This window comes from Xanthomonas graminis pv. graminis, assembly GCF_030168915.1.
Taxonomy (GTDB): domain Bacteria; phylum Pseudomonadota; class Gammaproteobacteria; order Xanthomonadales; family Xanthomonadaceae; genus Xanthomonas_A; species Xanthomonas_A translucens.
Genome location: NZ_CP076255.1, coordinates 1,480,625 through 1,502,679 on the forward strand (window position 1 = coordinate 1,480,625; position 22,055 = coordinate 1,502,679).

The 22,055-nt window shown below is 69.7% G+C and carries 23 protein-coding genes; 6 read left to right on the plus strand and 17 right to left on the minus strand.

Annotated elements, in window-relative coordinates; all coding sequences use genetic code 11:
* Positions 1 to 630, minus strand: a complete 630-nt coding sequence (locus tag KHF85_RS06410) for a DUF2238 domain-containing protein (RefSeq protein ID WP_284568944.1) — start codon at positions 628 to 630, stop codon at positions 1 to 3.
* A gap of 5 nt (positions 631 to 635) precedes the next feature.
* Positions 636 to 1,661, minus strand: coding sequence for a phosphoribosylformylglycinamidine cyclo-ligase (purM, locus tag KHF85_RS06415; protein ID WP_284569489.1), 1,026 nt, complete (start codon positions 1,659 to 1,661; stop codon positions 636 to 638).
* Between the two features lie 128 nt (positions 1,662 to 1,789).
* Here purM and KHF85_RS06420 point away from each other — a divergent pair, with 128 nt between their 5' ends.
* The 3 genes from KHF85_RS06420 to hda are packed head-to-tail and all read left to right on the plus strand — an operon-like array spanning position 1,790 to position 4,802.
* The gene (locus KHF85_RS06420; RefSeq protein ID WP_053841594.1) at positions 1,790 to 2,908 is read left to right on the plus strand and encodes a DUF2066 domain-containing protein; all 1,119 of its coding nucleotides are present in this window, start codon (positions 1,790 to 1,792) and stop codon (positions 2,906 to 2,908) included.
* Positions 2,905 to 4,074 (plus strand): AI-2E family transporter, encoded by a 1,170-nt coding sequence (locus tag KHF85_RS06425; RefSeq protein WP_284568945.1) that lies wholly within the window; start codon positions 2,905 to 2,907, stop codon positions 4,072 to 4,074. Before KHF85_RS06420 ends, KHF85_RS06425 begins: the two co-directional genes overlap by 4 nt.
* The gene (gene hda / locus KHF85_RS06430) at positions 4,071 to 4,802 is read left to right on the plus strand and encodes a DnaA regulatory inactivator Hda (protein ID WP_284568946.1); all 732 of its coding nucleotides are present in this window, start codon (positions 4,071 to 4,073) and stop codon (positions 4,800 to 4,802) included. The genes KHF85_RS06425 and hda overlap by 4 nt, the downstream gene beginning before the upstream one ends.
* 93 nt (positions 4,803 to 4,895) lie before the next feature.
* On the opposite strand, the gene murU is transcribed toward hda, so the two are convergent.
* From murU to KHF85_RS06450, 4 genes are all read right to left on the minus strand, one after another.
* Complete coding sequence (gene murU, locus KHF85_RS06435) at positions 4,896 to 5,621, minus strand: N-acetylmuramate alpha-1-phosphate uridylyltransferase MurU (protein WP_284568947.1); 726 nt, start codon at positions 5,619 to 5,621, stop codon at positions 4,896 to 4,898.
* Positions 5,618 to 6,646, minus strand: a complete 1,029-nt coding sequence (locus tag KHF85_RS06440; RefSeq protein WP_284568948.1) for an aminoglycoside phosphotransferase family protein — start codon at positions 6,644 to 6,646, stop codon at positions 5,618 to 5,620. The genes murU and KHF85_RS06440 overlap by 4 nt, the downstream gene beginning before the upstream one ends.
* Positions 6,647 to 6,728: 82 nt before the next feature.
* Complete coding sequence (locus KHF85_RS06445) at positions 6,729 to 6,998, minus strand: GlsB/YeaQ/YmgE family stress response membrane protein (RefSeq protein ID WP_003471926.1); 270 nt, start codon at positions 6,996 to 6,998, stop codon at positions 6,729 to 6,731.
* Between the two features lie 191 nt (positions 6,999 to 7,189).
* Entirely contained in the window at positions 7,190 to 8,680 is a 1,491-nt protein-coding gene (locus tag KHF85_RS06450) for a M20 family metallopeptidase (protein ID WP_284568949.1), read from the minus strand.
* Positions 8,681 to 8,814: 134 nt separating this feature from the next.
* Between KHF85_RS06450 and KHF85_RS06455 the strand changes: the two genes are divergently transcribed.
* Positions 8,815 to 9,222, plus strand: a complete 408-nt coding sequence (locus KHF85_RS06455) for a ComEA family DNA-binding protein (protein ID WP_170874286.1) — start codon at positions 8,815 to 8,817, stop codon at positions 9,220 to 9,222.
* 19 nt (positions 9,223 to 9,241) lie between these two features.
* Here KHF85_RS06455 and KHF85_RS06460 read toward each other — a convergent pair whose 3' ends face one another.
* Positions 9,242 to 10,198 (minus strand): IS30 family transposase, encoded by a 957-nt coding sequence (locus tag KHF85_RS06460; RefSeq protein ID WP_009597007.1) that lies wholly within the window; start codon positions 10,196 to 10,198, stop codon positions 9,242 to 9,244.
* Positions 10,199 to 10,790: 592 nt separating this feature from the next.
* Here KHF85_RS06460 and KHF85_RS06465 point away from each other — a divergent pair.
* Together KHF85_RS06465 and KHF85_RS06470 are read left to right on the plus strand one after the other, a co-directional pair.
* Positions 10,791 to 11,387 (plus strand): HutD/Ves family protein, encoded by a 597-nt coding sequence (locus KHF85_RS06465; RefSeq protein WP_284569490.1) that lies wholly within the window; start codon positions 10,791 to 10,793, stop codon positions 11,385 to 11,387.
* Between the two features lie 96 nt (positions 11,388 to 11,483).
* The gene (locus KHF85_RS06470) at positions 11,484 to 12,218 is read left to right on the plus strand and encodes a response regulator (protein ID WP_284568950.1); all 735 of its coding nucleotides are present in this window, start codon (positions 11,484 to 11,486) and stop codon (positions 12,216 to 12,218) included.
* A gap of 222 nt (positions 12,219 to 12,440) precedes the next feature.
* Here KHF85_RS06470 and KHF85_RS06475 read toward each other — a convergent pair whose 3' ends face one another.
* The 10 genes from KHF85_RS06475 to KHF85_RS06520 form a co-directional block, all read right to left on the minus strand.
* Complete coding sequence (locus tag KHF85_RS06475; RefSeq protein ID WP_284568951.1) at positions 12,441 to 12,788, minus strand: hypothetical protein; 348 nt, start codon at positions 12,786 to 12,788, stop codon at positions 12,441 to 12,443.
* Between the two features lie 176 nt (positions 12,789 to 12,964).
* Positions 12,965 to 14,596 carry a sulfite reductase subunit alpha gene (locus KHF85_RS06480; protein WP_284568952.1) on the minus strand — a complete coding sequence of 544 codons (1,632 nt, stop codon included), beginning with the start codon at positions 14,594 to 14,596 and terminating at the stop codon, positions 12,965 to 12,967.
* A complete protein-coding gene (locus tag KHF85_RS06485) occupies positions 14,593 to 15,582 on the minus strand; it encodes an FAD:protein FMN transferase (RefSeq protein WP_284568953.1) in 990 nt (329 codons plus the stop codon). The genes KHF85_RS06480 and KHF85_RS06485 overlap by 4 nt, the downstream gene beginning before the upstream one ends.
* A gap of 43 nt (positions 15,583 to 15,625) precedes the next feature.
* Positions 15,626 to 16,432 (minus strand): DUF4198 domain-containing protein, encoded by an 807-nt coding sequence (locus KHF85_RS06490; RefSeq protein ID WP_284568954.1) that lies wholly within the window; start codon positions 16,430 to 16,432, stop codon positions 15,626 to 15,628.
* A gap of 29 nt (positions 16,433 to 16,461) precedes the next feature.
* Entirely contained in the window at positions 16,462 to 16,974 is a 513-nt protein-coding gene (locus KHF85_RS06495) for a DUF2271 domain-containing protein (RefSeq protein WP_284568955.1), read from the minus strand.
* Positions 16,975 to 17,007: 33 nt separating this feature from the next.
* Positions 17,008 to 17,649: a PepSY-associated TM helix domain-containing protein gene (locus tag KHF85_RS06500; protein ID WP_284568956.1), complete on the minus strand. Its 642-nt coding sequence runs from the start codon at positions 17,647 to 17,649 to the stop codon at positions 17,008 to 17,010.
* 148 nt (positions 17,650 to 17,797) lie between these two features.
* Positions 17,798 to 18,490 carry a Fe2+-dependent dioxygenase gene (locus tag KHF85_RS06505; protein ID WP_284568957.1) on the minus strand — a complete coding sequence of 231 codons (693 nt, stop codon included), beginning with the start codon at positions 18,488 to 18,490 and terminating at the stop codon, positions 17,798 to 17,800.
* Between the two features lie 67 nt (positions 18,491 to 18,557).
* Positions 18,558 to 20,870, minus strand: coding sequence for a catecholate siderophore receptor Fiu (locus tag KHF85_RS06510; protein ID WP_284568958.1), 2,313 nt, complete (start codon positions 20,868 to 20,870; stop codon positions 18,558 to 18,560).
* Between the two features lie 291 nt (positions 20,871 to 21,161).
* On the minus strand, positions 21,162 to 21,494 hold the full coding sequence (locus KHF85_RS06515; protein ID WP_003471947.1) for a non-heme iron oxygenase ferredoxin subunit: 333 nt from the start codon (positions 21,492 to 21,494) through the stop codon (positions 21,162 to 21,164).
* Entirely contained in the window at positions 21,491 to 22,030 is a 540-nt protein-coding gene (locus KHF85_RS06520) for a GNAT family N-acetyltransferase (protein WP_284568959.1), read from the minus strand. Before KHF85_RS06520 ends, KHF85_RS06515 begins: the two co-directional genes overlap by 4 nt.
* Positions 22,031 to 22,055: the final 25 nt, after the last annotated feature.

The following is a 22,055-nucleotide window of genomic DNA, read 5'->3' on the forward strand; positions in this document are numbered from 1 at the left end:
CTAGCGCAGCAGTGGGAGGGGGTGGCGGGCGCGCCGCCACGGCCAGGCGCTCGCGCAGCCCAGGGTGGCCAGCAGCATGTCCATGTGCGCGTCCCACGGGTCGTCCTGCTGGCCGGTGTAGGACTCGGCCTGCGCGGGCGACAGCAGCAGCGCGATCAGCCACTCCAGCCATTCGTAGAGCAGGCTGGCGCACATGATCGCCATCGTCGCCAGCACGAACGCCTGCCGCGCCGTCAGCGCCGTCCAGCGCTGCTGCGCGTGGTCGCGCAGCGCCGGCGCCAAGCACACGCCGAACAGCAGGTGGATCAGGCGGTCGGTGTGGTTGCGCTGCCAGCCGAACGCGGCGTTCGGCGACCAGCCACCGCTCAGCGCGCGCAGCCACTGATCGTAGTAGGGCACATTGGAATACAGCCAGTGCGCGGCGATGTTGTGCACGCTGATGAAGGCGCAGATCGCGGCGAAGTGCGCGCTGCGCAGCGGCCAGCGGTGGTCGTGCCAGATCGGCCAGACGATGCCCAGCATCGCCAGCGAACTGTGCATCGCCTGTTCCGCCGGCCACAGCGGGTGCACCCAGCTGGCGGCGAACACCGCCAGGGCCAGCGCCAGCCAGGCGCGCTTGGCCGCCGCCATGCGGCTCAGCCGATGTGCACGCGTTCGCCGGCGCCGGCCGCCACCACCGCGCCGATCTGCCAATGCGCCATGTCCAGAGCGTCCAGGCTGCGCTCCAGCGCGGCGACCTGGTCGGGCGCGGCCACCAGCACGAAGCCGATGCCGCAGTTGAAGGTGCGCCACATCTCGCTGTCGGCGACCGCGCCTTCGCGCTGCAGCCATGCGAACACTGGCGGCAGGGGCCAGGCGCTGGCGCGGATGTCCAGGCCCAGGCCGTCGGGGATCACGCGGATGATGTTCTCGGTCAGGCCGCCGCCGGTGATGTGCGCCATCGCATGGATGCCGTCGGCGTGCTCGCCGCGCAGCAGCGACAGGATCGGCTTGACGTACAGCGCGGTCGGCGCCATCAGCGCGTCGGCCAGGGTGGTGCCGCCGAGCTGCAGCTCGGCCGGGCGCCCGGCGCGGTCGTAGATGCGGCGGACCAGCGAATAGCCGTTGGAGTGCGGGCCGGAGGAGGCGATGCCGATCAGCACGTCGCCCTGGCGCACCTTGGCGCCGTCGAGCAACTGCGACTTCTCCACCGCGCCGACGGTGAAGCCTGCCAGGTCGTACTCGCCCGGCGCGTACATGTCGGGCATTTCCGCGGTCTCGCCGCCGATCAGCGCGCAGCCGGCCAGTTCGCAGCCGCGGGCGATGCCGCCGACCACCGCCACGGTGGTCTCCACGTCGAGCTTGCCGGTGGCGAAGTAGTCCAGGAAGAACAGCGGCTCGGCGCCCTGCACCAGCACGTCGTTGACGCACATGCCGACCAGGTCGATGCCGATGCTGTCGTGCCGGCCCAGCTGTTGCGCCAGCTTCAGCTTGGTGCCGACGCCGTCGGTGCCGGACACCAGCACCGGCTCGCGGTACTTGCCGGACAGGTCGAACAGCGCGCCGAAACCGCCCAGCCCGCCCATCACTTCGGGGCGGAAACTGCGCTTGACCAAGGGTTTGATGCGTTCGACGACGGCATTGCCGGCATCGATGTCGACGCCGGCGTCGCGGTAGGTCAACGGGGCGGCAGCGGGGGTCTTGGGAGTGGTCACGGGCGGTGGCGTCGGCGGAAAGACGGCGATTTTAACAGGCCGCATTGGCGCCAGGCCCGCATTCGGGCAACAATTCGCCCCGGATACGCCGAGCAATGGAACCTTCGATGCGCCGCAGCCTTGCCTTACTCCTGTCTTTCGCGCTGTGCCTGCCCGCCGCGGCCGCCCTGGCCCAGTCCGGTCTGCGCACCGAAGGCGACGTCGCCGGCGCGCAGAGCCCCTACGACGCCGAGGTCCCGGTCAACAGCCAGAGCGAGGCCGACCGCAACGGTGCGGTGGCGCGCGCGCTGGGCGTGGTGCTGGGCAAGATCTCCGGCGACCGCGCGGTGATGTCGCGCCCGGGGGTGGCCCAGGCGCTGCGCAACGCCAAGAACTTCGTCGACAGCTACGACTACCGGCAGGACCAGGGCACCTCGCCCAGCGGCGCGCCGACCTTCCGCACCACCTTGATCGCGCGCTTCCGGCAGAGTGACGTGGACGGCCTGGCCGCGGCGCTGGGCCTGCCGCTGTGGCCGCAGCCGCGGCCCAAGCCGGTGCTGTGGCTGGCGATCGACGACGGCAGCGGCCCGCGCCTGGTCGGCGTGCAGCAGGCCAATGCCGCGCGCAGCGTGCTGGACCGGGCGATCGAGCGCGGCTACCGGCTCGGCCTGCCCACCGGCAGCGCCGCCGAGCAGGCTCTGGTCGGCGCGATCTGGCGCCAGGACACCGCCGCGGTGGCCAGCGCCTCCTCGCGCTACAGCCCGCCGATGCAGCTGATCGGCAAGCTGTACCGCAACAAGTCCGGCGGCTGGACCGCGGACTGGGTGTTCGTCGACAGCGGCAAGGCGCTGTCCAGCTGGTCGGCCAGCGACGCCGACGCGCGCCGCGCGATCGCCGCCGGCGCCGACGGTGCCGCCGACGCGCTGGTCAAGCGCTACGCCAAGGCGGCCAGCACCGGCCCGGCCGGCGTGTACCGGGTGCTGATCAGCGGCATCGGCAGCGCCGACGACTACCTGCGCGTGTCCGCGGCGCTGCAGAACACATCGGTGGTGCGGCGCATCGTGCCGATCCAGGCCAGCGGCGACCGCCTGGAACTGGACCTGGACCTGCTCAGCGGCGTGTCCGGCCTGAACCGCATGCTCGGCCCCGACAGTCCGCTGCAGCCGGTGACGGTGCCGGTCGAGGGCGGCCCGATCATCCTCAACACCGAGCGCACCGAGTACCGGCTCAAGTGACGCTGTCCCCCGAAGCGGAAATCGCCCAGTTCCTGCGCCGCCTGAAATGGGCGGCGGTGATCCTGGGCGTGCTGTGGGTGGTGGCGCTGCTGGCGCCGATCCTGACCCCGTTCGCGTTGGCGCTGCTGCTGGGCTGGCTCGGCGACCCGCTGGTCGATCGCCTGGAGCGCGCCGGCCGTTCGCGCAACATGGCGGTGACCCTGGTATTCGTGCTTATGCTGTTGCTGCTGGTGCTGGCGTTGCTGATCCTGGTGCCGATGCTGGAGCGGCAGATCGTCACCTTCATCGACGTGCTGCCGCAGGCGCGCGACTGGTTCACCGGCACCGCGATCCCGTGGGCCGAGCAGAAGACCGGGCTGCAGCTGATGGCCTGGCTGGATCCGGAGCGGCTGATCGAATGGATCCGCGGCCACTGGCAGCAGGCCGGCGGCGTTGCCGCGACCTTCTTCGGCTATCTGTCGCGCTCGGGCTTCGCGATGGTCACCTGGGTGGTGAACCTGGTGCTGCTGCCGATCCTGACCTTCTACTTCTTGCGCGACTGGGACATCCTGGTCGAACGCGTGGCCGCGACCATCCCGCGCAACCACGTCGCCACCGTCGGCCGCCTGGCGCGCGAGTCCAACGACGTGCTGGGCGCGTTCATCCGCGGCCAGTTCCTGGTGATGCTGGCGCTGGGGGTGATCTACGCCGGCGGGCTGAGCCTGATCGGGCTCAATCTGGGCCTGTTGATCGGCATCGTCGCCGGCCTGATCAGCTTCATCCCGTACCTGGGCGCGACCACCGGCATCTTGCTGGCGATCCTGGCGGCGCTGGTGCAATCCAAGGGCTTCGACCTGCAACTGATGATCCTGGTCGGCGTGGTGTTCACCGTCGGCCAGTTGCTGGAAAGCTACGTGCTGACCCCGCGCATCGTCGGCGACAAGATCGGCCTGCACCCGGTGGCGGTGATCTTCGCGGTGATGGCCGGCGGCCAGCTGTTCGGCTTCCTCGGCATGCTGCTGGCGCTGCCGGTGGCGGCGGTGGCCAACGTTCTGCTGCACTACCTGCATGAGCAATACCGGCAGAGCGAGCTGTATGCCGGCGACAAGTCGGCGATCCTGCTCGACGGCAGCGCCGAACGCGCGCCGCTGATCGAACCGCCGCCGCGTAGCCCCGACCAGCCGTGAGCGTGCCGCAGCTGCCGTTGGCGTTGCGCTATCCGCCGGAGCAGCGCCTGGACCGCTATGTCGGCGCCCCGGCCGGCCTGCTGGCGCAATTGCAGGCTGTCGCCGACGGCCGCGACGTGGACTGGATCTACCTGTCCGGTCCCGCCGGCACCGGCAAGACCCATCTGGCGCTGGCGCTGTGCGCGGCGGCCGAGCAGGCCGGGCGCAGCGCCGCCTACCTGCCGCTGCAGGCCGCGTCCGGGCGCCTGCGCGACGCGCTGGAAGCGCTGGAAGGCCGCGACCTGGTCGCACTGGACGGGCTGGAAGCGAGCGCCGGGCAGCGCGAGGACGAAATGGCACTGTTCGATTTCCACAACCGCGCGCGCAGCGCCGGGGTGACCCTGCTGTACACCGCGCAGGCCATGCCCGACGGCCTGGCGCTGACCCTGCCGGACCTGCGCTCGCGGCTGGCGCAATGCACGCGCATCGCGCTGTCGCCGCTGGACGACGCCGGCCGCGCCGCGGTGCTGCGCGAGCGCGCGCAACGCCGCGGCCTGGTGCTGGACGATGCGGCGATCGACTGGCTGCTGACCCATGCCGGCCGCGACCTGGCCGGCCTGGTCGCGCTGCTGGAACGGCTGGACCGCGAATCGCTGGCGGCGCAGCGGCGGGTGACGGTGCCGTTTTTGCGGCGGGTTTGGGGGGGGGCGGGACTCGGGACTCGGGACTCGGGACTCGGCAAAAGCTGATCTCGCCGGCATCCGCATGCAGCGGCTGGCGGCAGGCTTCCCAAACCGGATTCGATTGTCCGCCTCGCGCGTTGAGCGTGAGATCGCCGGAGCTCAGCTTTTGCCGAGTCCCGAGTCCCGAGTCCCGAGTCCCGCATCCAACTCCACCAACCGCTGCGGCGTCCCCACATCGGTCCAGCACCCGCGATGGTGCAGGCCGTGGATGCGGCCCTGGCGCATGTGCGCCCGCAGGATCGGCACCAAGGCGAACCGAGGCGGCGTGCCGTGTTCTGCAATTGGCGTATCGAACGCCGCCTGCCAGTCGCGCAGCAGTTCCGGCCGATAGACGCCCACGCCAGCGTAGGTCAGCAGCGGCGCGCCGTCGCTGCGCAGCGTGGCATCGGCCTGCAATGCGAAATCGCCGTGCGCGGCGTAGGCCGGCGGATCGACCAGTACCAGCTGCGCCAGTCCGGCCGGTTCCGGCGCCAGCCGCGCGAAATCGAAATCGGTCCAGATGTCGCCGTTGACCAGCAGGAACGGCGCCGGCCCCAGCAGCGGCAACGCGTGCAGCATGCCGCCGCCGGTCTCCAGCGGCGTGGCGCCTTCGTAGGAATAGGCGATGCGCAGGCCGAACGCGCTGCCGTCGCCGAGCGCCTGCGGGAACTGCTCGGCCAGCCATGAGGTGTTGATCACCACCTCGCGCACGCCCAGCGCCGCCAGCTTGCGCAGGTGCCACACGATCAGCGGCACGCCGCCTACCGCCAGCAGCGGTTTGGGCGTGCGTTCGGTCAGCGGCCGCATGCGCTCGCCGAAGCCGGCGGCGAAGATCAGCGCCTTCATGCGCCGGCCGCCGCGCGTTGCGCCAGCGCCGGCTTGATCTGCATCTGCAACAGCTGCGCCAGCGGTTGCAGCTGCGGATGCCGCGGCAACACTTCATCGAGGTAGCCGATGAAGCGCGGCACGTTGTCCAGGTACCAGGCCTTGCCGTCGCGATAATTCAGCCGCGCGAAGATGCCCAGGTTCTTCAGGTGCCGCTGCACGCCCATCCAGTCCGCATCGCGCAGGAACTGCGCCAGCGATGGCAGCGCGATCCCGGCCTGCAGCGCGCGCGCGTGGTAGCGCGCCAGCCACGCATCGACCCGCGCCAGCGGCCAGCTCACCGTGGTGTCCTTGAACAGGCTGATCGGATCGTAGGCCACCGGGCCGAGCACGCAGTCCTGGAAGTCCAGCACCGCCGGGCCATCGGCCACCGGCATCAGGTTGCGCGGCATGAAGTCGCGGTGCACCAGCACCCGCGGTTGCGCCAGCGCGTTGTCCATCAGCTGGCGTTGCACCGCGTGCAGCGCATCGCGTTCGGCGGCGTGCAGGGTCAGCCCAAGATGGCGCTGCAGGAACCATTCCTCGAACAGGCCGGCATCGCGCTGCAGCAGCGCCTCGCCGAACACGCCCAGCGCCGGCGGCGGCGCGATCGCCTGCAGCCGCAGCAGCTGCCCCAGCGCAGCGTCGAACTGCGCATCGGCCGACGCGGCGTCCAGGGTCTGCGCCAGGGTCGGTCCGCCCAGGTCTTCCAGCAACAGCAAGCCGGCCTCCGCGTCCTGCGCCAGGATCGCCGGCACGCGCACGCCGCCTTGCTGCAGCAGCGCGTGCATGCGCAGCCACGGGCGCACGTCCTCCAGGCCGGGCGGCGAATCCATCAGCACGCGGCTGGCGCCCTTGCCGTGGCTGCGCCAGTAGCTGCGCCAGCCGGCGTCGATCGAGGCGCGCTGCAGCGTCGCCTGCGCGTCGTCCAGCGCGGCGCGGGCCCACTGCAGACGCTGCGCGGCGCGCAGGTCTGGGGCATCGGGAAGATCGGTGCTGGAACTCATCGGGACGCTGCGGCGGACATGGGCCGCACAGCGTAAACGTGCGGCGTCGGCATGGCGAGCCGTGCCGACGCCGCGGTGCCGCTCAGCGTTTGCCGAGGAACAGCCGCAGCAGCGCGAGCAGGGCGATGGCGCCGAGCAGCGCGCCGAGGAAACCGGCCGGTTCGCCGCGGCTGTACCAGCCCATGTAGTGGCCGAACCAGCCGGCCACCAGCGCGCCGGCGATGCCGAGCAGCACGGTGAACAGGCAGCCGGAGCGGCCGCTGCTCGGACCCAGGAAACGCGCCAGCAGGCCGACCACGAAGCCGACCAGGATGACGTACAGCCAGCTGTCGCTGCCGAACAGGGTGTGCATGGGGGCGTACCGGAACGTGGAAGGGAAGCGGATCGTGCCAGATTCGGCCGCGCTGCGGCGTACACGCAAGCGTGGCCGGCGACGCCCTTTAAGCGGCCGTGCAGGCGCGGCTTGCGCATGCGCCATGACCATGCGCCGGATCTGGCAGCGCCCAGCGCATGGCGGCCGTCATCGCGACGGCCGCCGCTCGCTCAGCAGCAGCCGTGCGCGCCGTGCTGCTCGCCGCCGGCCACCGCGGTGCTGCCGGTGGTCTCGCCGCGCACGCTGGCGGCATGGTGCTCGGCGATCACCTTCGACACGCAGGCGGTGACCCGCTTGCCCATCGGAATGTGCAGGAACTCGTTCGGCCCGTGCGCGTTGGAATGCGGGCCGAGCACGCCGGTGATCATGAACTGCGCGCCGGGGAACTTCTCGCCGAGCATGCCCATGAACGGGATCGAGCCGCCTTCGCCCATGTACATCGCCGGCTTGCCGAAGGCGGCCTGCGAGGCGGCCTCGATCGCATTGCTCAGCCACGGCGATTGCGCCGGCGCGTTCCAGCCCGAGGACGACTTCTCCAGCGCCAGCGACACCTGCGCGCCGTACGGCGGATCGCGCAGCAGCACGTCTTTGAGCAACTCGCCGGCGTGCTTGCCGTCCAGGGTCGGCGGCAGGCGCAGCGACAGCTTCACCGCGGTCTGCGGGCGCAGCACGTTGCCGGCCGAGGCCAGCGGCGGCAGGCCGTCGGCGCCGGTCACCGACAGCGCCGGGCGCCAGGTGCGGTTGAGCACCAGCTCGGTCAGGTCCTCATCCATCGGGGTCATCCCCGGCAGGAACGGGAACTTGCTGTAGACCTCGTCGCCGAGCACCTCGGCGACCTTGCGCGCCTGCGCCAGGCGTTGTTCCGGAATCTCCGAATACAGGCCCTCGACCCTGATCTTGCCGGTGGCTTCGTCCTCCAGCCGCGACAGCAGCTCGCGCAGCACGCGGAAGCTGGACGGCACCACGCCGGACGCGTCGCCCGAATGCACGCCTTCGCTGAGCACCTTGACGCTGAAGTTGCCGCCGGCCAGGCCGCGCAGCGAAGTCGTGCACCACAGCTGCTCGTAGTTGCCGCAGCCCGAATCCAGGCACACCACCAGCGACGGCTTGCCGATGCGCTCGGCCAGGTGATCGACGTAGGCGGGCAGATCGTAACTGCCCGATTCCTCGCAGGCCTCGATCAGGATCACGCAGCGCGCATGTGCGATGCCCTGGTCCTGCAGCGCCAGGATCGCGGCCAGCGAGCCGAACAGCGCATAGCCGTCGTCGGCGCCGCCGCGGCCGTACAGGCGGTCGCCCTTGAGCACCGGCGTCCACGGACCCAGATCGGCGTCCCAGCCGGTCATTTCCGGCTGCTTGTCCAGGTGTCCGTACAGCAGCACCGTGTCCGCGCCGGTCTCCGCGCCGGTGGCCGGCACTTCCAGATAGATCAGCGGCGTGCGCCCTTGCAACTGCACCACCTCCACCACCAGACCTGGAATGGCCTGCGCGCGCGCCCAGCGCTCCATCAGCTTCACCGCATCGTCCATGTAGCCGTGGGCGACCCAATCGGCATCGAACATCGGCGACTTGTTGGGAATGCGGATGTAATCGACCAGCTGCGGGACGATGTCCTCGTCCCACTTGGCGCTGAGGAAACGGTCGATCTTGGCACTGTCCATGGAACGCTCCGGAATTGTGGCACTAATGGGAATGGCGCTCATTCTACGCCGCGGCCCCCGTGTAGGGTTTTTCCTACACGTTGACGCGCCGTTTACCTGCTGTTTGCAGAGGACGTTGGCGATAGGCTGTATGCGTGTGGCGAGGGATGCTTTCGACACCGGCAGGAGAGGCCGGTGAAGTCCCCATCCAAGTCACAAGGAGTGTTGCCATGCAGTCTTTTATCGTGGTCCTGAAGTCTCTGGTGCTGGCCTTGCTGCTGACCGGTTCCGCGCTCGCCGCGGACAAGGTCAACATCAATTCCGCCAGCGCAGCGGAAATCGACCGGGTGTTGTTGAACGTGGGTGCCTCCAAGGCACAGGCGATCGTCGACTACCGGCAGGCACACGGGCCATTCAAAAGCGTCGAGGACCTGGCGCTGGTGAAGGGAATCGGACTCAAGACGGTCGAACGGAACCACGACCGGATCGAAGTGGGAGCCACGAAGGCGACCACGCCGACGGTAGCCAGGACGGCAGCCGCCAAGCCGGTGGAAAGGCGTTAAACGGATTTGAGCGGCGGATTCAACTCCGATTCGCAACGCTGTTGAGGACCTCCTCGGAGAAGACTTCGAGGGGCGTTTTGAATCCGAGTATCTTGCGCGGACGATTGTAGAGTCGCTGTTCGATCCATCGCAGGTGCGCATCGGTGATGGTGCTGAAATCGATGTGTCGTGGCAAGTACTGGCGCGTCAATCCGTTGGCATTTTCGTTGCTGCCTCGCTGCCATGCGCAGTACGGATCTGCAAAATAGAAGTCGCTCTGCAAGCAGGCGGCAATGAGCCGATGATCGGCGAATTCCTTGCCGTTGTCGGCGGTGAGGGTGTGCACCGTGTGGCCTAGGCCGCCCAGGCGCTGGACGATGGCGTTGCGCACGTTCTCGGCGGTGCCGTCAGGCGAGTAAGCCAGCAGATGCAGGCGACTGCGGCGTTCGGTCATGCTGACCACCACGGCCTTTCCGTGTGAGGCCCGGAGGGTATCCAGCTCCCAGTCGCCGATGCGGCTTCGCTGCTCCACCACGCTGGGGCGCTGTGTCCAGCTGCGCCGATGTGTCAGCTGTCCGCGGCCATCGCGCACGCCCCGCCGACGGCGCTTGCGGCGGCGCTTGCGTAGATGCGTGAACAACTGGCCACCGCGCTTGTGGTCAGCGTAGATGTGCCGATAGATCCATTCGTGACTGGCCAGGCCGGTGCGACCGGCAATCTGTTCCGGGCTGAAGTCCTCGCTCAGCAGGACCTCGATCTGTGCGATGCGCTCAGCGTCGATGCGTGGACGCCGGCTGGCCTGCGTGCGCCGATGCTCGCTGATGCGCTGTGCGTGATCTGGCAGATAGTGCCGAGCGTGCTGATTGCGGCGCAGTTCGCGGCTGATCGTGCTGGGCGCGCGCTCCAACGCATCGGCGATGGCCCGCATCGACATCCCGGTTTCATATAACGCATGCAAACGGTATCGTTCGGCCTGGTCCAGGCGGCTGGATGACATGGGCAACTCCACTTGGCGGTGAAGTCGCTCAAGTCAGGTCGCCGGGCCACTTCACAACCGTTGGTGTTGCGAATCGGAGTTGAAGCCGCCAGCGTTAAAGGGATTTAAAGCATTACAGGGATTGAAAAGGAAAAGATACGGCTGGCGCGGGACGCGCGGTCGCGACCTCGTTGAGCAGGATGCCCAGGGGGGAGGCAGGAAGCCGACATGGACGTACATCGTCGCCCGGTGTTGCACAGTGACGTGCAGCCGGGCGACGTTTTTTATGGGCGATGGTTTTTGTTGAGCGCCCTGCCGGGTGCTCCCGCCGACATCGCGCCCGTCGTGGTTGCCGGCGCAACTTGCCGGCACCCCGTTTGCCGGCATGCCCCGTCGCCGTGGCGGCGCACACCGATGGCGAGTCGCGATGCGCGCAAGGCATCGTCGGGGCGCTGCTTGCGTGCGTATCGCGCCCACGCGGCGCCAAATGCGCGCAAGGCGTCGCAGGGGCGCTGCCTGCGTGCAGATCGCGCCCACGCGCCGCCGAGCGGATGGGCAACGATGCATCCTTCCGCACCCGATCGTGCAGAATGCGCCGATGGACTGGTGCCACATGCCTTCGCGGGTGATCCCCGCCAACGACTACCGCCGCGAGCGCTGGCGCAACGGACTGGGCTGGACCCGGGAGATCCTGCGCCTGCCGCAGCCCGGCAACGACGACTGGCTGCTGCGCCTGTCCATCGCCGAGATCGAGCAGGACGCGGCCTTTTCCAGCTTCCCCGGCATCGAGCGGGAACTGGTGCTGCTGCGCGGCGCCGGCCTGCGCCTGCGCTTCGACGACGGCGCCGAGCACCTGTTGCAGTCGCCGTACGCGCGGTTGCGCTTCGCCGGCGAGCGAGCGCTGCGTGGCGAACTGCTCGACGGCCCCACGCACGACTTCAACCTGATGTGGCGGCGCGACCGCCTGCGCACGCAACTGCTGCACCGGCCGCTGGTCGGGCCGATGCTGTTCTTCGCCGAACCGGGAATCGGTTGGGTCGTTCATCTTCTGGCAGGGCAGGCGCGGTTCGATACGGACTGCGGATTGCCGCCGCTGGCCGCCGGCGACAGCGCCTGGTTGAGTGCCAACGCCAGGCAGCGCTTCGCTTTGCGCGGTGGTGGCGAGCTGCTGGCGATTCGCATCGAACCGCTGCCGACACCCACCGACTGAGCTGTCGGCAGCGCGCGCGCGGCGCTTGCGGCGTCGGCACCAACCGCGTCCAATGCGCGAACGCGGCTATCCCGGAGCCGTGGAGCGGAACGAAAGGTGGCCTCGGACAACAGCAGGTGGTTGGCGAAAGTAGTGGTGGTGGACGAAGACGCGGCCTTGCGCGACCGGATTCGCGATTATCTGGCCCGTTTCAATTTGCAGGTGCACGATGCCGAAAACGCCGCGCAGCTGTACGCGCAGCTGGCGGCCGATCGCTATGACGCGGTGCTCCTCAATGCCGGCCTCAGCGGCGGCGAAGGGCTGAACCTGTGCCGGCAACTGCGCGACGGCGGCGGCATCGCGATCGTGATGATGGCCGACCAGGCCGAGCCGGTGGACCGCGTGATCGGCCTGGACCTGGGCGCGGACGACTACCTGAACCGGCCGCTGGACTTGCGCGAACTGGTGGCGCGGCTCAACGCGGTGCTGCGGCGTACCCGTGTGGCGCCGTCGCCGGCCCCGGCGCAGGACGGCGAATGGCAGGTCGATGCCTATCGGCACCAGGCGGTGGCCCCGGACGGTCGCGCGATCCCGTTGTCGCCCAGCGAACTGCGGCTGATGGCGGTGTTCCTCGATCAGCCCGGCAACGTGCTCAGCCGCGACGATCTGCGGGCGGCGATCGGCGACAGCGACGGCAGCGTTCCCCAGGGCGGTCGCGGCATCGACCTGCAGGTCTCGCGGCTGCGGCAAAAGCTGGGCGACGATCCGCTGGTGCCGCAATGGATCCGCACCGTGCGCGGCAAGGGCTACCTGTTCGAGCCGCATCGGCTGGGGATGCCTGCCGCACGCTGATCCCGCATCGCATCGCATCGCATCGCATCGCATTGCGCCGCGCGGCAGGCGGCAGGCGGTAGGCGGCGCGGATGGCTGAGTAGCCGAGCCTGCACGCTCGACAGTGTTTCGGTTGCGTCGTCTGTCGGAGCCGCTCGCGGGAGCAACTCGCAACTCGCAACTCGCAGCGCCGGCGATCGGCCGAGCGATCGCCCTGCATGCGATTTCACCTGCGCCGGCGACTCACACCGGGAACATCTGCAAGGCGATCCGTTCCCCTGTGCCGCGCGATCCGCTGACCGGAACCTGCTGCATGCACACGCCGCGATCGCAATCGGGCCTGATCAATGCGGCCGCCATGAGCCGGCGCCCCAGGATCGCCGCGTCGCCGCCGTCGCGCACACCGTAGGCGTCCAGCAGTGCCGTCGCCAGCAGCGGATTGCCTTGCGCCCTGAAGATCAGCGGCGTCGGCAATTCGAATAGATCGCAATGGCCGACGATCGCATCGCCGAAATCTAGCGGGCCGCTCAGGGTCCATTGGCCGTGGTCGTTGCGCGCCATCAAGTTCCAGCGAGGGATGTCCATGTGCATGCAGCACTGCTGCGCAGGCGGCGAAAAATCGCCGCCGCTGGGATGTGCAGCGCAGCAACGAAGCCGTCGTATGGATGGACGTCGTCAGTTCAGTGCAATGGCCGAGTGCGCGCTTCATCGGCCAATGGCGGGCGCAGGCACAGCAAAGCGCTGCAGCCGTCGCCGCGCTGGAGCGCTCAGTACACGTCGCGCCGGTAGCGTCCCTGCAGCAGCAGGGTTTCCTTGCCCAGCCGCCCGAGCACGTCCTCCAGCACCGCCTCCACGCCGGGGGCCATGCCGCGCAGGCTACCGCACACGTAGATCGCCGCGCCTTGCGCGACCCAGTCGCGCAGGTCCGGCGCGGCCGCACGCAGGGCGTCCTGCACGTAGCGGTACGCGCCGGCGTCGCGCGAGAACACCGCATCCAGCCGTTGCAATGCGCCGTGCGCCAGCCAGGTGTGCAGTTCCTTGCCGTAGTGGTCGTCGTGCGCGGCATGGCGTTCGCCGTACAGCAGCCAGGTGCGGGTCGCGCCGGCGTCGATGCGCGCGCGCAGGTGTGCGCGCAGCCCGGCGATGCCGGTGCCGTTGCCGATCAGGATCAGCGGCCGCGCCGGATCGACCGGCGGGTGGAAGTTGGGATTCGGGCGCAGCCGCAGCGCGATCTCGGCGCCGAGCGGCGCGGTGTCGCAGAGCCAGCCGCTGCCCAGGCCGGGCGTGCCGTCCGCATGCAGCGCGCGGCGCAGCAACAGGCGCAGCGCGCCGTCGCTGGGCATCGAGGCGATCGAGTATTCGCGATGCGGCAATGGCTGCAGGCGCGCGGCCAGCGCTGCGGGCGCGCTGCCGGCCGCCTGTTGCGGATCGGGCAGGTGGCTGCGTGCCAGCAGCGCGGACAGCGTGGTCGGCGCCTGGCCGGGACGCGGCAATAGTGCCGAACCGTCCAGGCCGCTCCCCTGCAGCCAGCCCTGCACCGCGGCGTCGCCATGACAAGGACCGATCTCGGCCAGGTCCCCTGCCTGCCAGAGCGGCAGCGCGCCGTCGGCGGGCAGCAGCGCCAGCTCGAACACCGCGCCGCCGACGCTGCCGGGATTGCACAGGCGCCGCTGCTGCAGCTGCCAGCGCTGGTAGGCCGGCGCGCTCCAGTCGGCGTGCTCGCTGCCGCCGGCGAGCTGTCCGAGCAGTTGCTGCCAGTGGCGCAGCGCGGCGGCGTCGGCGTTGTCCACGTCGATGCGGTCGAACAGCGGGTGCGCGCCGCGCTGGCGCAGCCAGGCATCGAGCTGGCGGCCGAACGCGCAGAAGTGATCGTAGCGGCGATCGCCCAGCGCCAGCACCGCATAGCGCAGCTGCGGCAAGGGCGGTTGTTGCGCCATCGCCGTGCGCAGGAACGGCAGCGCGTGGTCGGGCGGATCGCCTTCGCCGCTGGTGCTGACCACGAACAGCGCTTGCGTCGCGCCGGCCAGTTCGGCCGCGGAGATTTTCTGCAGTGGCAGCACGCGTACCGCCTGGCCCGCCGCGTGCAATGCCGCCGCGCTGCGCAGCGCCAGTTGCTGGGCGAAGCCGGTCTGGCTGGCCCAGGCCAGCAGCAGCGGCGCATCGCCCTGCTTGCTGGCGCGCCGCGCGCCGCGGCGGCCGCGCCACCACAGCCACGCGCACGCCAGCGCGTACGCCGCGCTGACCAGCGCCGCGTAGACGATGCGCTGCTGCGATGGCGCACCGGTCCACCAGGGCTGCGGATGCAGCCGCAGCAGCGCATAGCCGATCGCGCCCAGCAGCGCGAACATCGCCACATGCCCGACGCCATTCCAGTTGCGTGGCGACCGCGGCCGGGTCATGCGTCGAGCAGCGCGGCGAAGGCGCTGCTGAGCCGCTCCTGCACGCGTTCGCCATCGCGCAGCAGGAAGCGTGCCGCCAGCCGTTCGCGCTCGGCGCAGGCCAGGCCGGCGTCGGCGCCGAGCACGCTCAGCGCGGTGGCCCAGGCATCGGCGCGCATCGCATCGGCGGCGACCACGCTGACCGCCGCCAGCGACGCGGCGATCGGCGTGCCGCTGCGCGGATCCAGGGTATGGCTGTAGCGCTGGCCGTCCTGTTCGAAGCGGTGCCAGCGATCGCCGGAGGTGGCGACCGCGCGGCCGTCCAGCGCCAGCACCCGCGGCGGCGTCGCCGCCTGCGCGTCCTCGTCCGGCGCCGATTCCACCAGCACCCGCCACGGCTGCCCATCGGGCTTGCGGCCATAGCCGTAGAGTTCCCCGCCGACCTCGACCAGCGCGCTGGCCACGCCCTGCGCCTGCAGTGCGCGCACTGCCAGATCCACGCCGTAGCCCTTGGCGATCGCCGAAAGATCCAGGCGCAAGCCGCCGGGCTGGCGCAGGCTGGCGCCGCTCTCGTCCAGCGCGAGCTGCCGCCAGTCGCCAGCGGCGCGCGCCTGGCGCAACGCATCGGCATCGGGCACGCGCTGGCTGCCGGCGTCGGCGCCGAACCCCCACAAGCCCAGCACCGCGCCGATCGTCGGGTCGAATGCGCCGTCGCTGCGCCGCGCGATGTCCAGCGCGCAGCGCAGCACTTCGGCGAACGCCGCGGGCAGTGCGTGCACGCTGCCGGCGGCGGCGCGGTTGTAGCGGCTGACGGCCGAGTCCGCTTGCCAGGTGCTCATCTGCGCGACCACCTGGTCCAGCTGCGCCTGGATCGCCGCGTGCAGCGGATGCAGGTCACGGCGGCGGCGCAGCACCAGCTTCGCGCTCCAGGTCGTGCCCATGCTGCGACCGCCGAGGGTGGCGATCTCGGTCTCGGCATCGGCCTGGGGCGCGAGCGGCGCGTTCATGCCGCTACGTGCCGCCATGCGCAGGGGGTGCGCGCTGTCGCCGTCACTGCGGCAGCACTTCCAGCGTCGCCACGTAGCTGAGCCGGCGCTGCCTGGCCTGCGGCAGCGAGGTCTTGGCGTCCTCGCTGCTGCTCTGCAGCCAGTACATGCCCGCTTCCGGCCAGGTCACGCTGAAGCGGCCCTGCGCGTCGGTGGTGAGCTTCAGTGCGTCCTGCGCGTTGCGGTAGCGGGTGCCGCCGCGCACGATCGCCACGTCCAGCCTCGGCGCCGGTTTGCCGTCGATGTGCAGCGTGAAGGTGGCCCTCTCGCCGGCGAACAGGTCGTTGGGATGGGTCACCGGCACCAGTTCCAGGCCGCGGCCGCTGGGGGTGAGCGCGGTCTGGTTGGGCGCGCCGTTGCTGACGAAGGTTTCCACTCGGCCCAGTGCCTGCGACACCTGCAGATCCTTCGCGTCCTTCGGCACTTCGCTGGCGAAGCTGGCGGCGTTGCCGCGCCAGCGCTTGCGCTGGCCGTTCTCGTTCCAGCTGGCGAACAGGCCGTCGTTGACCAGGGCCAGGCGGTAGGTGCCGGTCTGCGCCAGCTCCAGGTCGAACACGCTGCGGTACTTGCCGGTGGCCGGGTTCTGCGGCTGCACCGCGCTGCCGTCGGGCGCGGTGATGGCCAGCGTGTCCAGGCGCAGCGGCACGTGGTTGAAGTAGAACAGGTCGTTGGACACCGCCGCATCGACGGTGATCCACGGCTTCTCGCCGGCCAGCACGGTCTGTGAAGGTTGTAGCCAGGCCTTGTGGGCGAGGGCGGAGAATGGCAGGACCGCGGCGATGGCCAATGCCAGCACGAAACAACGCTTCATGGACTTGTTCCTTGCGACGAAAAGGGGAATCACGGTGTTGCGCTCAGGCCCACCGCGCCCAGTTCGCTGCTGCCTTGTGCGCTGCCGATTGCGCCGGCCTTGGCCGGCCACGCGAACGGGATCTTCAGCAGCTCGCGGCCGCCGACTTCGCGCACGGCTTCGACCACCAGCGTGTACTGGCCCGGCGCCAGGCCCTTGAGTTGCTGCGCGTCGGTGAACGCCAGCGCGTGCTTGCCGGCCGGGCGGGTCGGGCCGCTGACGCCATCCACCGGCATCTGCAGGGTACGCCCGCTGCGGCGCCACCATTGGCACAGGTCCGGCAGCCACTTGCTGCCGTGGCCTTCGGCGCTGTCCCTGGACTGGTACCAGACCGCCAGGTTGCGCGCGAGCTGCTGGTCGGCGCCTTCCACCCAGATCGCGACATAGGGGCGGTGGTATTCGGCGACGTTGAGCTTGGGAATCTCCACGTCCAGTTCCAGCGTGGCCGCATACGCGGGCATCGACAGCAGGCCGCTCAGGGCGATGGTCAGGGTGACGCGCATGCGAGGCTCCATGGGTGAACGAGGCGGGTCGGGTCAGTGGATCAGCAGCAGTGCGATCAGCAGCGGAATCAGCAGGCCCAGCCCGACCAGCGGCCAGGTCATGCGCCGCTGCCGCGCATGCAACTGCAGCAGGAACAGGCCGGTGATGCAGAACACCAGGCAGGCCAGCGCGAACAGGTCGATGAACCAGCCCCACGCCGGGCCGGCATTGCGGCCCTTGTGCAGGTCGTTGAAATAGGAGATCCAGCCGCGCTCGGTGCGTTCGTATTCGACCACGCCGCTGCCGCGGTCGATGCTCAGCCAGGCATCGCGGCCGGGACCGGGCAGCGCCAGGTAGACCTCGTCGGCCGACCACTCGGCCGCTTGCCGGCCCAGGCGCAGCGCCAGTTCGCGTTCCAGCCAGGCCGACACCGGCCGCGGCAGCGGCGCGTCGCCCTCGGCCTGGCCGGCGAGGCGCTGCAGCAACGCAGCCGGCAACTGCGCGGTACGGTTGAGCACCTGCGGCCTGGCCTCGATGCGCGCGGCGTGGTTGAGGGTGAGTCCGGTCGCGGCGAACACCAGCATGCCGATCAGGCACAGCGCCGCGCTGATCCAGTGCCACTGGTGCAGCGTGCGCAGCCAGAAGCCGCGGCGCTGCTGCGCCGTGGCCAGATCGGGAGAAGCGGAGTCGGACAACGCGGCAGTCGAAGAGGCGGGGCGAACTGCATTCTACATAAATGAGAATTAGTCGCAATTGCGGCAGGTCTGCTGCCAGGTGCGCGACCCGGGAAACACCGCGGTCGCAACAGCGACGTGGCGGCGCCGCCCGTGTTCACCGCTAGGCTCAGGTCTCCGACCAGTCGCGCAACAGGTTGTGGTAGACGTTGCTCAGCCGCAGCAGCGCTCCGGCGTCGGCCTTGCTTGCTGTCAGCGCCTGGATCGCCGTGTCCAGTTCGAACAGCAATTGCCGCCGGCCGGCGTCGCGCACCAGGCTCTGCACCCAGAAGAACGAAGCCAGGCGCGCGCCGCGGGTGACCGGCAGCACGCGGTGCAGGCTGCTGGACGGATACAGGATCAGGTCGCCGGCCGGCAACTTCACCTCATGCTCGCCGTAGGTGTCGCTGATCACCAGTTCGCCGCCGTCGTACTCCTCCGGTTCGCTCAGGAACAGGGTGCATGACAGATCGGTGCGCAGGGTCAGCGCCGGCTGTGTGGCGCTGGCGGCCTGGGTCATCACCGCGCCATCGACGTGGAAGCCGTACTCGCCGCCGCCCTCGTAGCGATTGAAGCGCGGCGGGATCGTGCGCAGCGGCAGCGCGGCGGCGAAATACAGCGGGCTGCGCGCCAGCGCGTTGAGCACCGCCTGGCCGAGTTCGTGCTTCAGCGGCGCGGCGTCGGGCAGTTGCAGGTTGCGCTTGACCTGCGCGCCCTGGGCGCCGACCGTTTCGCGGCCGTCGGTCCAGTCGGCGCCGGCTAGCGCCTGGCGCAAGCGCGCGACTTCGTCGGCGCTCAGGATATCGGGGATGTGCAGCAACATGGGGTGCTCCGGCCGCGGCCGCCCTCGGCTGAAGGCGGCCGCGGCGCGTGGATGGACGCCGCCGCGGTCAGAACTTGAGTTCGGCGCTCAGCATCGCCGAGCGCGGCGCGCCCGGCGTGTAGCGGAAGCCGCTCTTGTTGATGGCCGCGACATACTCCTTGTCGAACACGTTGTACACGTTCAGACGCAGATCGAAGTGGTCGTTGATCGGGTAGATCAGCACCGCGTCCCATACCGTATACGACTTTACCAACGCCGGCGTGCCCACCGCGCTGTCGCTGCCGCGCTTCATCGCGCCGGAGTAGCGCGCGCCGCCGCCGACGCTCAGGCCGAACGGCAGGGTGTAGGTGGTCCACGCGGTGAACGCGCTGTCGGGGGTATAAGCCAGGTCCATGCTGCCGTCCTGCGACACCTTGGCGCCTTGCTGCACCTGCGCGTCGAGCTTGGTGTAGCCGGTGGAGATCGACCAGGTGTCGCTGAGCTTGCCGACCGCCGACAGCTCCACGCCCTGCACCTGCTTCTCGCCGCTCTGGTAGTACAGCCCGTCGCTGCCCTGCGCGATCTCGTTGCTGACGTCGGTGCGGAACAGCGCCATGGTCACGAACAGGTTGTCGTCCAGGAAGTTCCACTTGCTGCCGATTTCGGCGGTCCTGGCCTTCTGCGGGTCGAAGCTGGGGTTGTTGGCGTTGTTGGCCGACGCGCTCAGCTCCAGCGCGCTGCCGCCGGGAGGCTGCTGCGAGATCGCGTAGTTGGCGTACAGGCTGACGTTCTTGGCCGCCTTGTAGACCGCGCCGAGCTTCCAGTTGAACAGCGTATCGGAGATGTCCGCGTCCACGCCGACCGCGGTGGTGCAGGGCACCGCGGTGGAGGTGGCGGTGGTGCAGGTCAGGCTGTTGAAGTCGGTCTTGTAGCGGTCGGCGCGCACGCCGGCGGTGACCAGGAAACTGTCGCCGAACTTCAGCGTGTCGAAGGCGTAGGCCGAGAACGTGGTGGTGCTGCCCTTGCTGTGCGCGCCGTTGCGCGCGGTGAACAGCGGCGTGGTGGTCCAGTCCGGGGCGTAGACGTTGGCCGGGTTGGCGGCCAGCCAGGCGGCCCGGTTGACGATGTTGTGGCCCCAGCTCTGCAGCTCCTCGCGCGCGGCTTCCACGCCGGTGCTGAGGGTGTGCTGCACCGCGCCGGTGGCGAAGTCCGCGCGCAGGTTCAGCTGGTCGGTGACGATCGTGTACTGCTGGTCCTTGAAGGTGGGCAGGCTGCGCGCCACCGTCCAGGTCGCGGTGTCGGCGGGGTTCGGCGTGCGCAGGTTGGCGGTGTTGGGCATGAACGCGAACAGCAGGTAGTCCTGTTGGTTGCGGCCCCAGCGCGCGGTGTTGGTCAGCTTGACCGTGTCGGAGACGTCGTGCTCCAAGCGGAACGTGGCCATCTTCGCGGTCACGTCGTCGTGGTCGTAGCGGGTGCCGTAGAAGTTCTCGCTGTCCACGCGCGGGGCGTTGCTCAGCCACGGACGCGCCGGATCGGGCGAGGTGTAGCCGGGCAGGCCGATGCTGGCCACGCCGCCGTCGGGTATGTTGTCCTGCTTCACGTACAGCAGGTCGAGGTAGTAGCGGGTGTCGCTGCCGAGGCCGAACACCAGCGACGAGGCCAGGCCCCAGCGCTTGTTGTTGACGTGGTCGCGGCCGAGCGCATCGCTGTCCTGTCCCATGACATTCACCCGCAGCGCGCTGCTGGCGCCCAGCGCCTGGTTCCAGTCCGCGGTCGCGCGGCGCTGGTCGCCGCTGCCGGCGGACAGGGTGCCGCTGACCGCATCGCTCAGGTTCGCCTGCTTGGTCACCAGGTTGATCGCGCCGGTCGGCGCGCTGCGGCCGTTGTCGGTGCCGGCCGGGCCCTTCTCGACCTCGATCTGCTCGATGTTGAACACATCGCGCGCGATCGAGCCCAGGTCGCGCACGCCGTCGACGAAGATGCTGCTGGAGCTGTCGAAGCCGCGCATGTAGATCGCATCGCCGGTGGCGGTGCTGCCGTTCTCGCCGACGTAGAAGGTGCCCACGCCGGGGCTGTTGCGCAGCGCCTCGGTGAGCGTGGTGGCGCCCTGTTCGTTGAACAGGTCCTTGCTGATCACGTTGATCGTCTGCGGGGTGTCGATCAGCGGCTGGGTGAACTTGGGCGAGTCCGGCGCCTCCACCAGGTAACGCTTGGCGCGCTGCGCTTCCACGTCGACCTTGCCGAGGGTGGTGGGTGGGGCGATGGGCGCGGCATCGGCATCGGTGGCGAGCGCGCGAGGCGAGAGCAGGCTCAGGCTGCCCAGCAGCGCGGCGGCGGTGAGGGTCTGCGCGGACACCTGGCGTGAAACGGCGTGCTTGCGGCTCTTGATCGGGGAGGTCATGGACGGTTCGGCTATGCAGGAAGAACGGGCGGTCCGCAGCGCACGCCGCCGTGCCCGGAGGGCAGGCCGTACGCAAGGTCGGAGGAGGGCCAGAGGGCTGGCTGACGCTGGCCGCTTGGCGCGGACATCCGCTCTATTTCCTCGCAAATACGAATTGTTTGCAATATCTTTCGTGTATGGCGCCGCATCGCGGGGCAAGCCGGCGCGTCCGACAGCCGCCCGCACCAAGCTCTTTACTGTCTCTAAATTTTTGAAAAGAAAGGGAATTTCGTGGTGTGACCCGCCGCCCGATCAGTCGCGGTCGTCGCGGGTCCAGAGTCCGCCGTGTTCGGACTTCACCGGGAATTTCGGCACCGGGCTATAGGCCGGTGCGCACAGCGGGCGGCCGTCGCGCACGTCGAAGCGGGCGCCGTGCAGCACGCATTCGATGCTGCCTGCGGCGGCATCGAAGCTGCCGGGGGACAGCTCGTAGTCCTCGTGGCTGCAGCGGTCCTCCAGCGCGTAGAAGACGCCATCGAGGTTGAACACCACGATCGGGGTGGCGGTGACCTCGTCCCACACCGTGGCGGTCTCGCCCGGCAGCAGCGCGCCGTCGGCACAGACGAAGGTCCAGGTCTCGCTCATGCGGCGCCGCCCAGCGGCTTCTCCAGCAGCTCGAAGCGCAGGTCGTCGCGCTTGGGCGCGCCGAAGCGCGCGTCGCCGTAGGGGAAGGGTTTCTTGATCCCGGTGCGGCGGTAGCCGCGGCGCTCGTAGAACGCGATCAGTTCCTCGCGCGCGTCGATCACCGTCATCTGCATCACCGGCAGCTGCCATTCCTGCCAGGCAATGCGCTCGGCCTCGGTCAGCACGGTCGTGCCCAGGCCGCCGCCCTGCGCCTGCGGCTGCACCGAGAACATGCCGAAATAGCCGGCGCCGTCGTCGTCGGCGACGTGCGCGCAGGCGATCAGCTCGCCGTCGCGCTCGGCCAGCAGCACCAGGCTGCGCGGGCGCAGGATATCGGCGCGCAGCACCTCGCGATCGATGCGGTTGCCGTCGAGCAGATCGGCCTCGGTGGTCCAGCCGACGCGGCTGCTGTCGCCGCGATAGGTCGAGGTGACCAGGGCGGCGATGGCGTCGATGTCGGCGACGGTGGCGGGGCGGAAGGTGAGGGGGGGGGGCATGGGTCGATTTTAGCCGGAGTGGATC

Bases quoted from the DNA above. Each gene is read 5' to 3' on its own strand.
- KHF85_RS06410 (WP_284568944.1), bottom strand. From the start codon at position 630: ATGGCGGCGGCCAAGCGCGCCTGGCTGGCGCTGGCCCTGGCGGTGTTC.
- KHF85_RS06420 (WP_053841594.1), top strand. From the start codon at position 1,790: ATGGAACCTTCGATGCGCCGCAGCCTTGCCTTACTCCTGTCTTTCGCG.
- murU (WP_284568947.1), bottom strand. From the start codon at position 5,621: ATGAAGGCGCTGATCTTCGCCGCCGGCTTCGGCGAGCGCATGCGGCCG.
- KHF85_RS06440 (WP_284568948.1), bottom strand. From the start codon at position 6,646: ATGAGTTCCAGCACCGATCTTCCCGATGCCCCAGACCTGCGCGCCGCG.
- KHF85_RS06445 (WP_003471926.1), bottom strand. From the start codon at position 6,998: ATGCACACCCTGTTCGGCAGCGACAGCTGGCTGTACGTCATCCTGGTC.
- KHF85_RS06450 (WP_284568949.1), bottom strand. From the start codon at position 8,680: ATGGACAGTGCCAAGATCGACCGTTTCCTCAGCGCCAAGTGGGACGAG.
- KHF85_RS06460 (WP_009597007.1), bottom strand. From the start codon at position 10,198: ATGTCATCCAGCCGCCTGGACCAGGCCGAACGATACCGTTTGCATGCG.
- KHF85_RS06465 (WP_284569490.1), top strand. From the start codon at position 10,791: ATGCCTTCGCGGGTGATCCCCGCCAACGACTACCGCCGCGAGCGCTGG.
- KHF85_RS06475 (WP_284568951.1), bottom strand. From the start codon at position 12,788: ATGCACATGGACATCCCTCGCTGGAACTTGATGGCGCGCAACGACCAC.
- KHF85_RS06480 (WP_284568952.1), bottom strand. From the start codon at position 14,596: ATGACCCGGCCGCGGTCGCCACGCAACTGGAATGGCGTCGGGCATGTG.
- KHF85_RS06485 (WP_284568953.1), bottom strand. From the start codon at position 15,582: ATGAACGCGCCGCTCGCGCCCCAGGCCGATGCCGAGACCGAGATCGCC.
- KHF85_RS06490 (WP_284568954.1), bottom strand. From the start codon at position 16,432: ATGAAGCGTTGTTTCGTGCTGGCATTGGCCATCGCCGCGGTCCTGCCA.
- KHF85_RS06495 (WP_284568955.1), bottom strand. From the start codon at position 16,974: ATGCGCGTCACCCTGACCATCGCCCTGAGCGGCCTGCTGTCGATGCCC.
- KHF85_RS06505 (WP_284568957.1), bottom strand. From the start codon at position 18,490: ATGTTGCTGCACATCCCCGATATCCTGAGCGCCGACGAAGTCGCGCGC.
- KHF85_RS06510 (WP_284568958.1), bottom strand. From the start codon at position 20,870: ATGACCTCCCCGATCAAGAGCCGCAAGCACGCCGTTTCACGCCAGGTG.
- KHF85_RS06515 (WP_003471947.1), bottom strand. From the start codon at position 21,494: ATGAGCGAGACCTGGACCTTCGTCTGTGCCGACGGCGCGCTGCTGCCG.
- KHF85_RS06520 (WP_284568959.1), bottom strand. From the start codon at position 22,030: ATGCCCCCCCCCCTCACCTTCCGCCCCGCCACCGTCGCCGACATCGAC.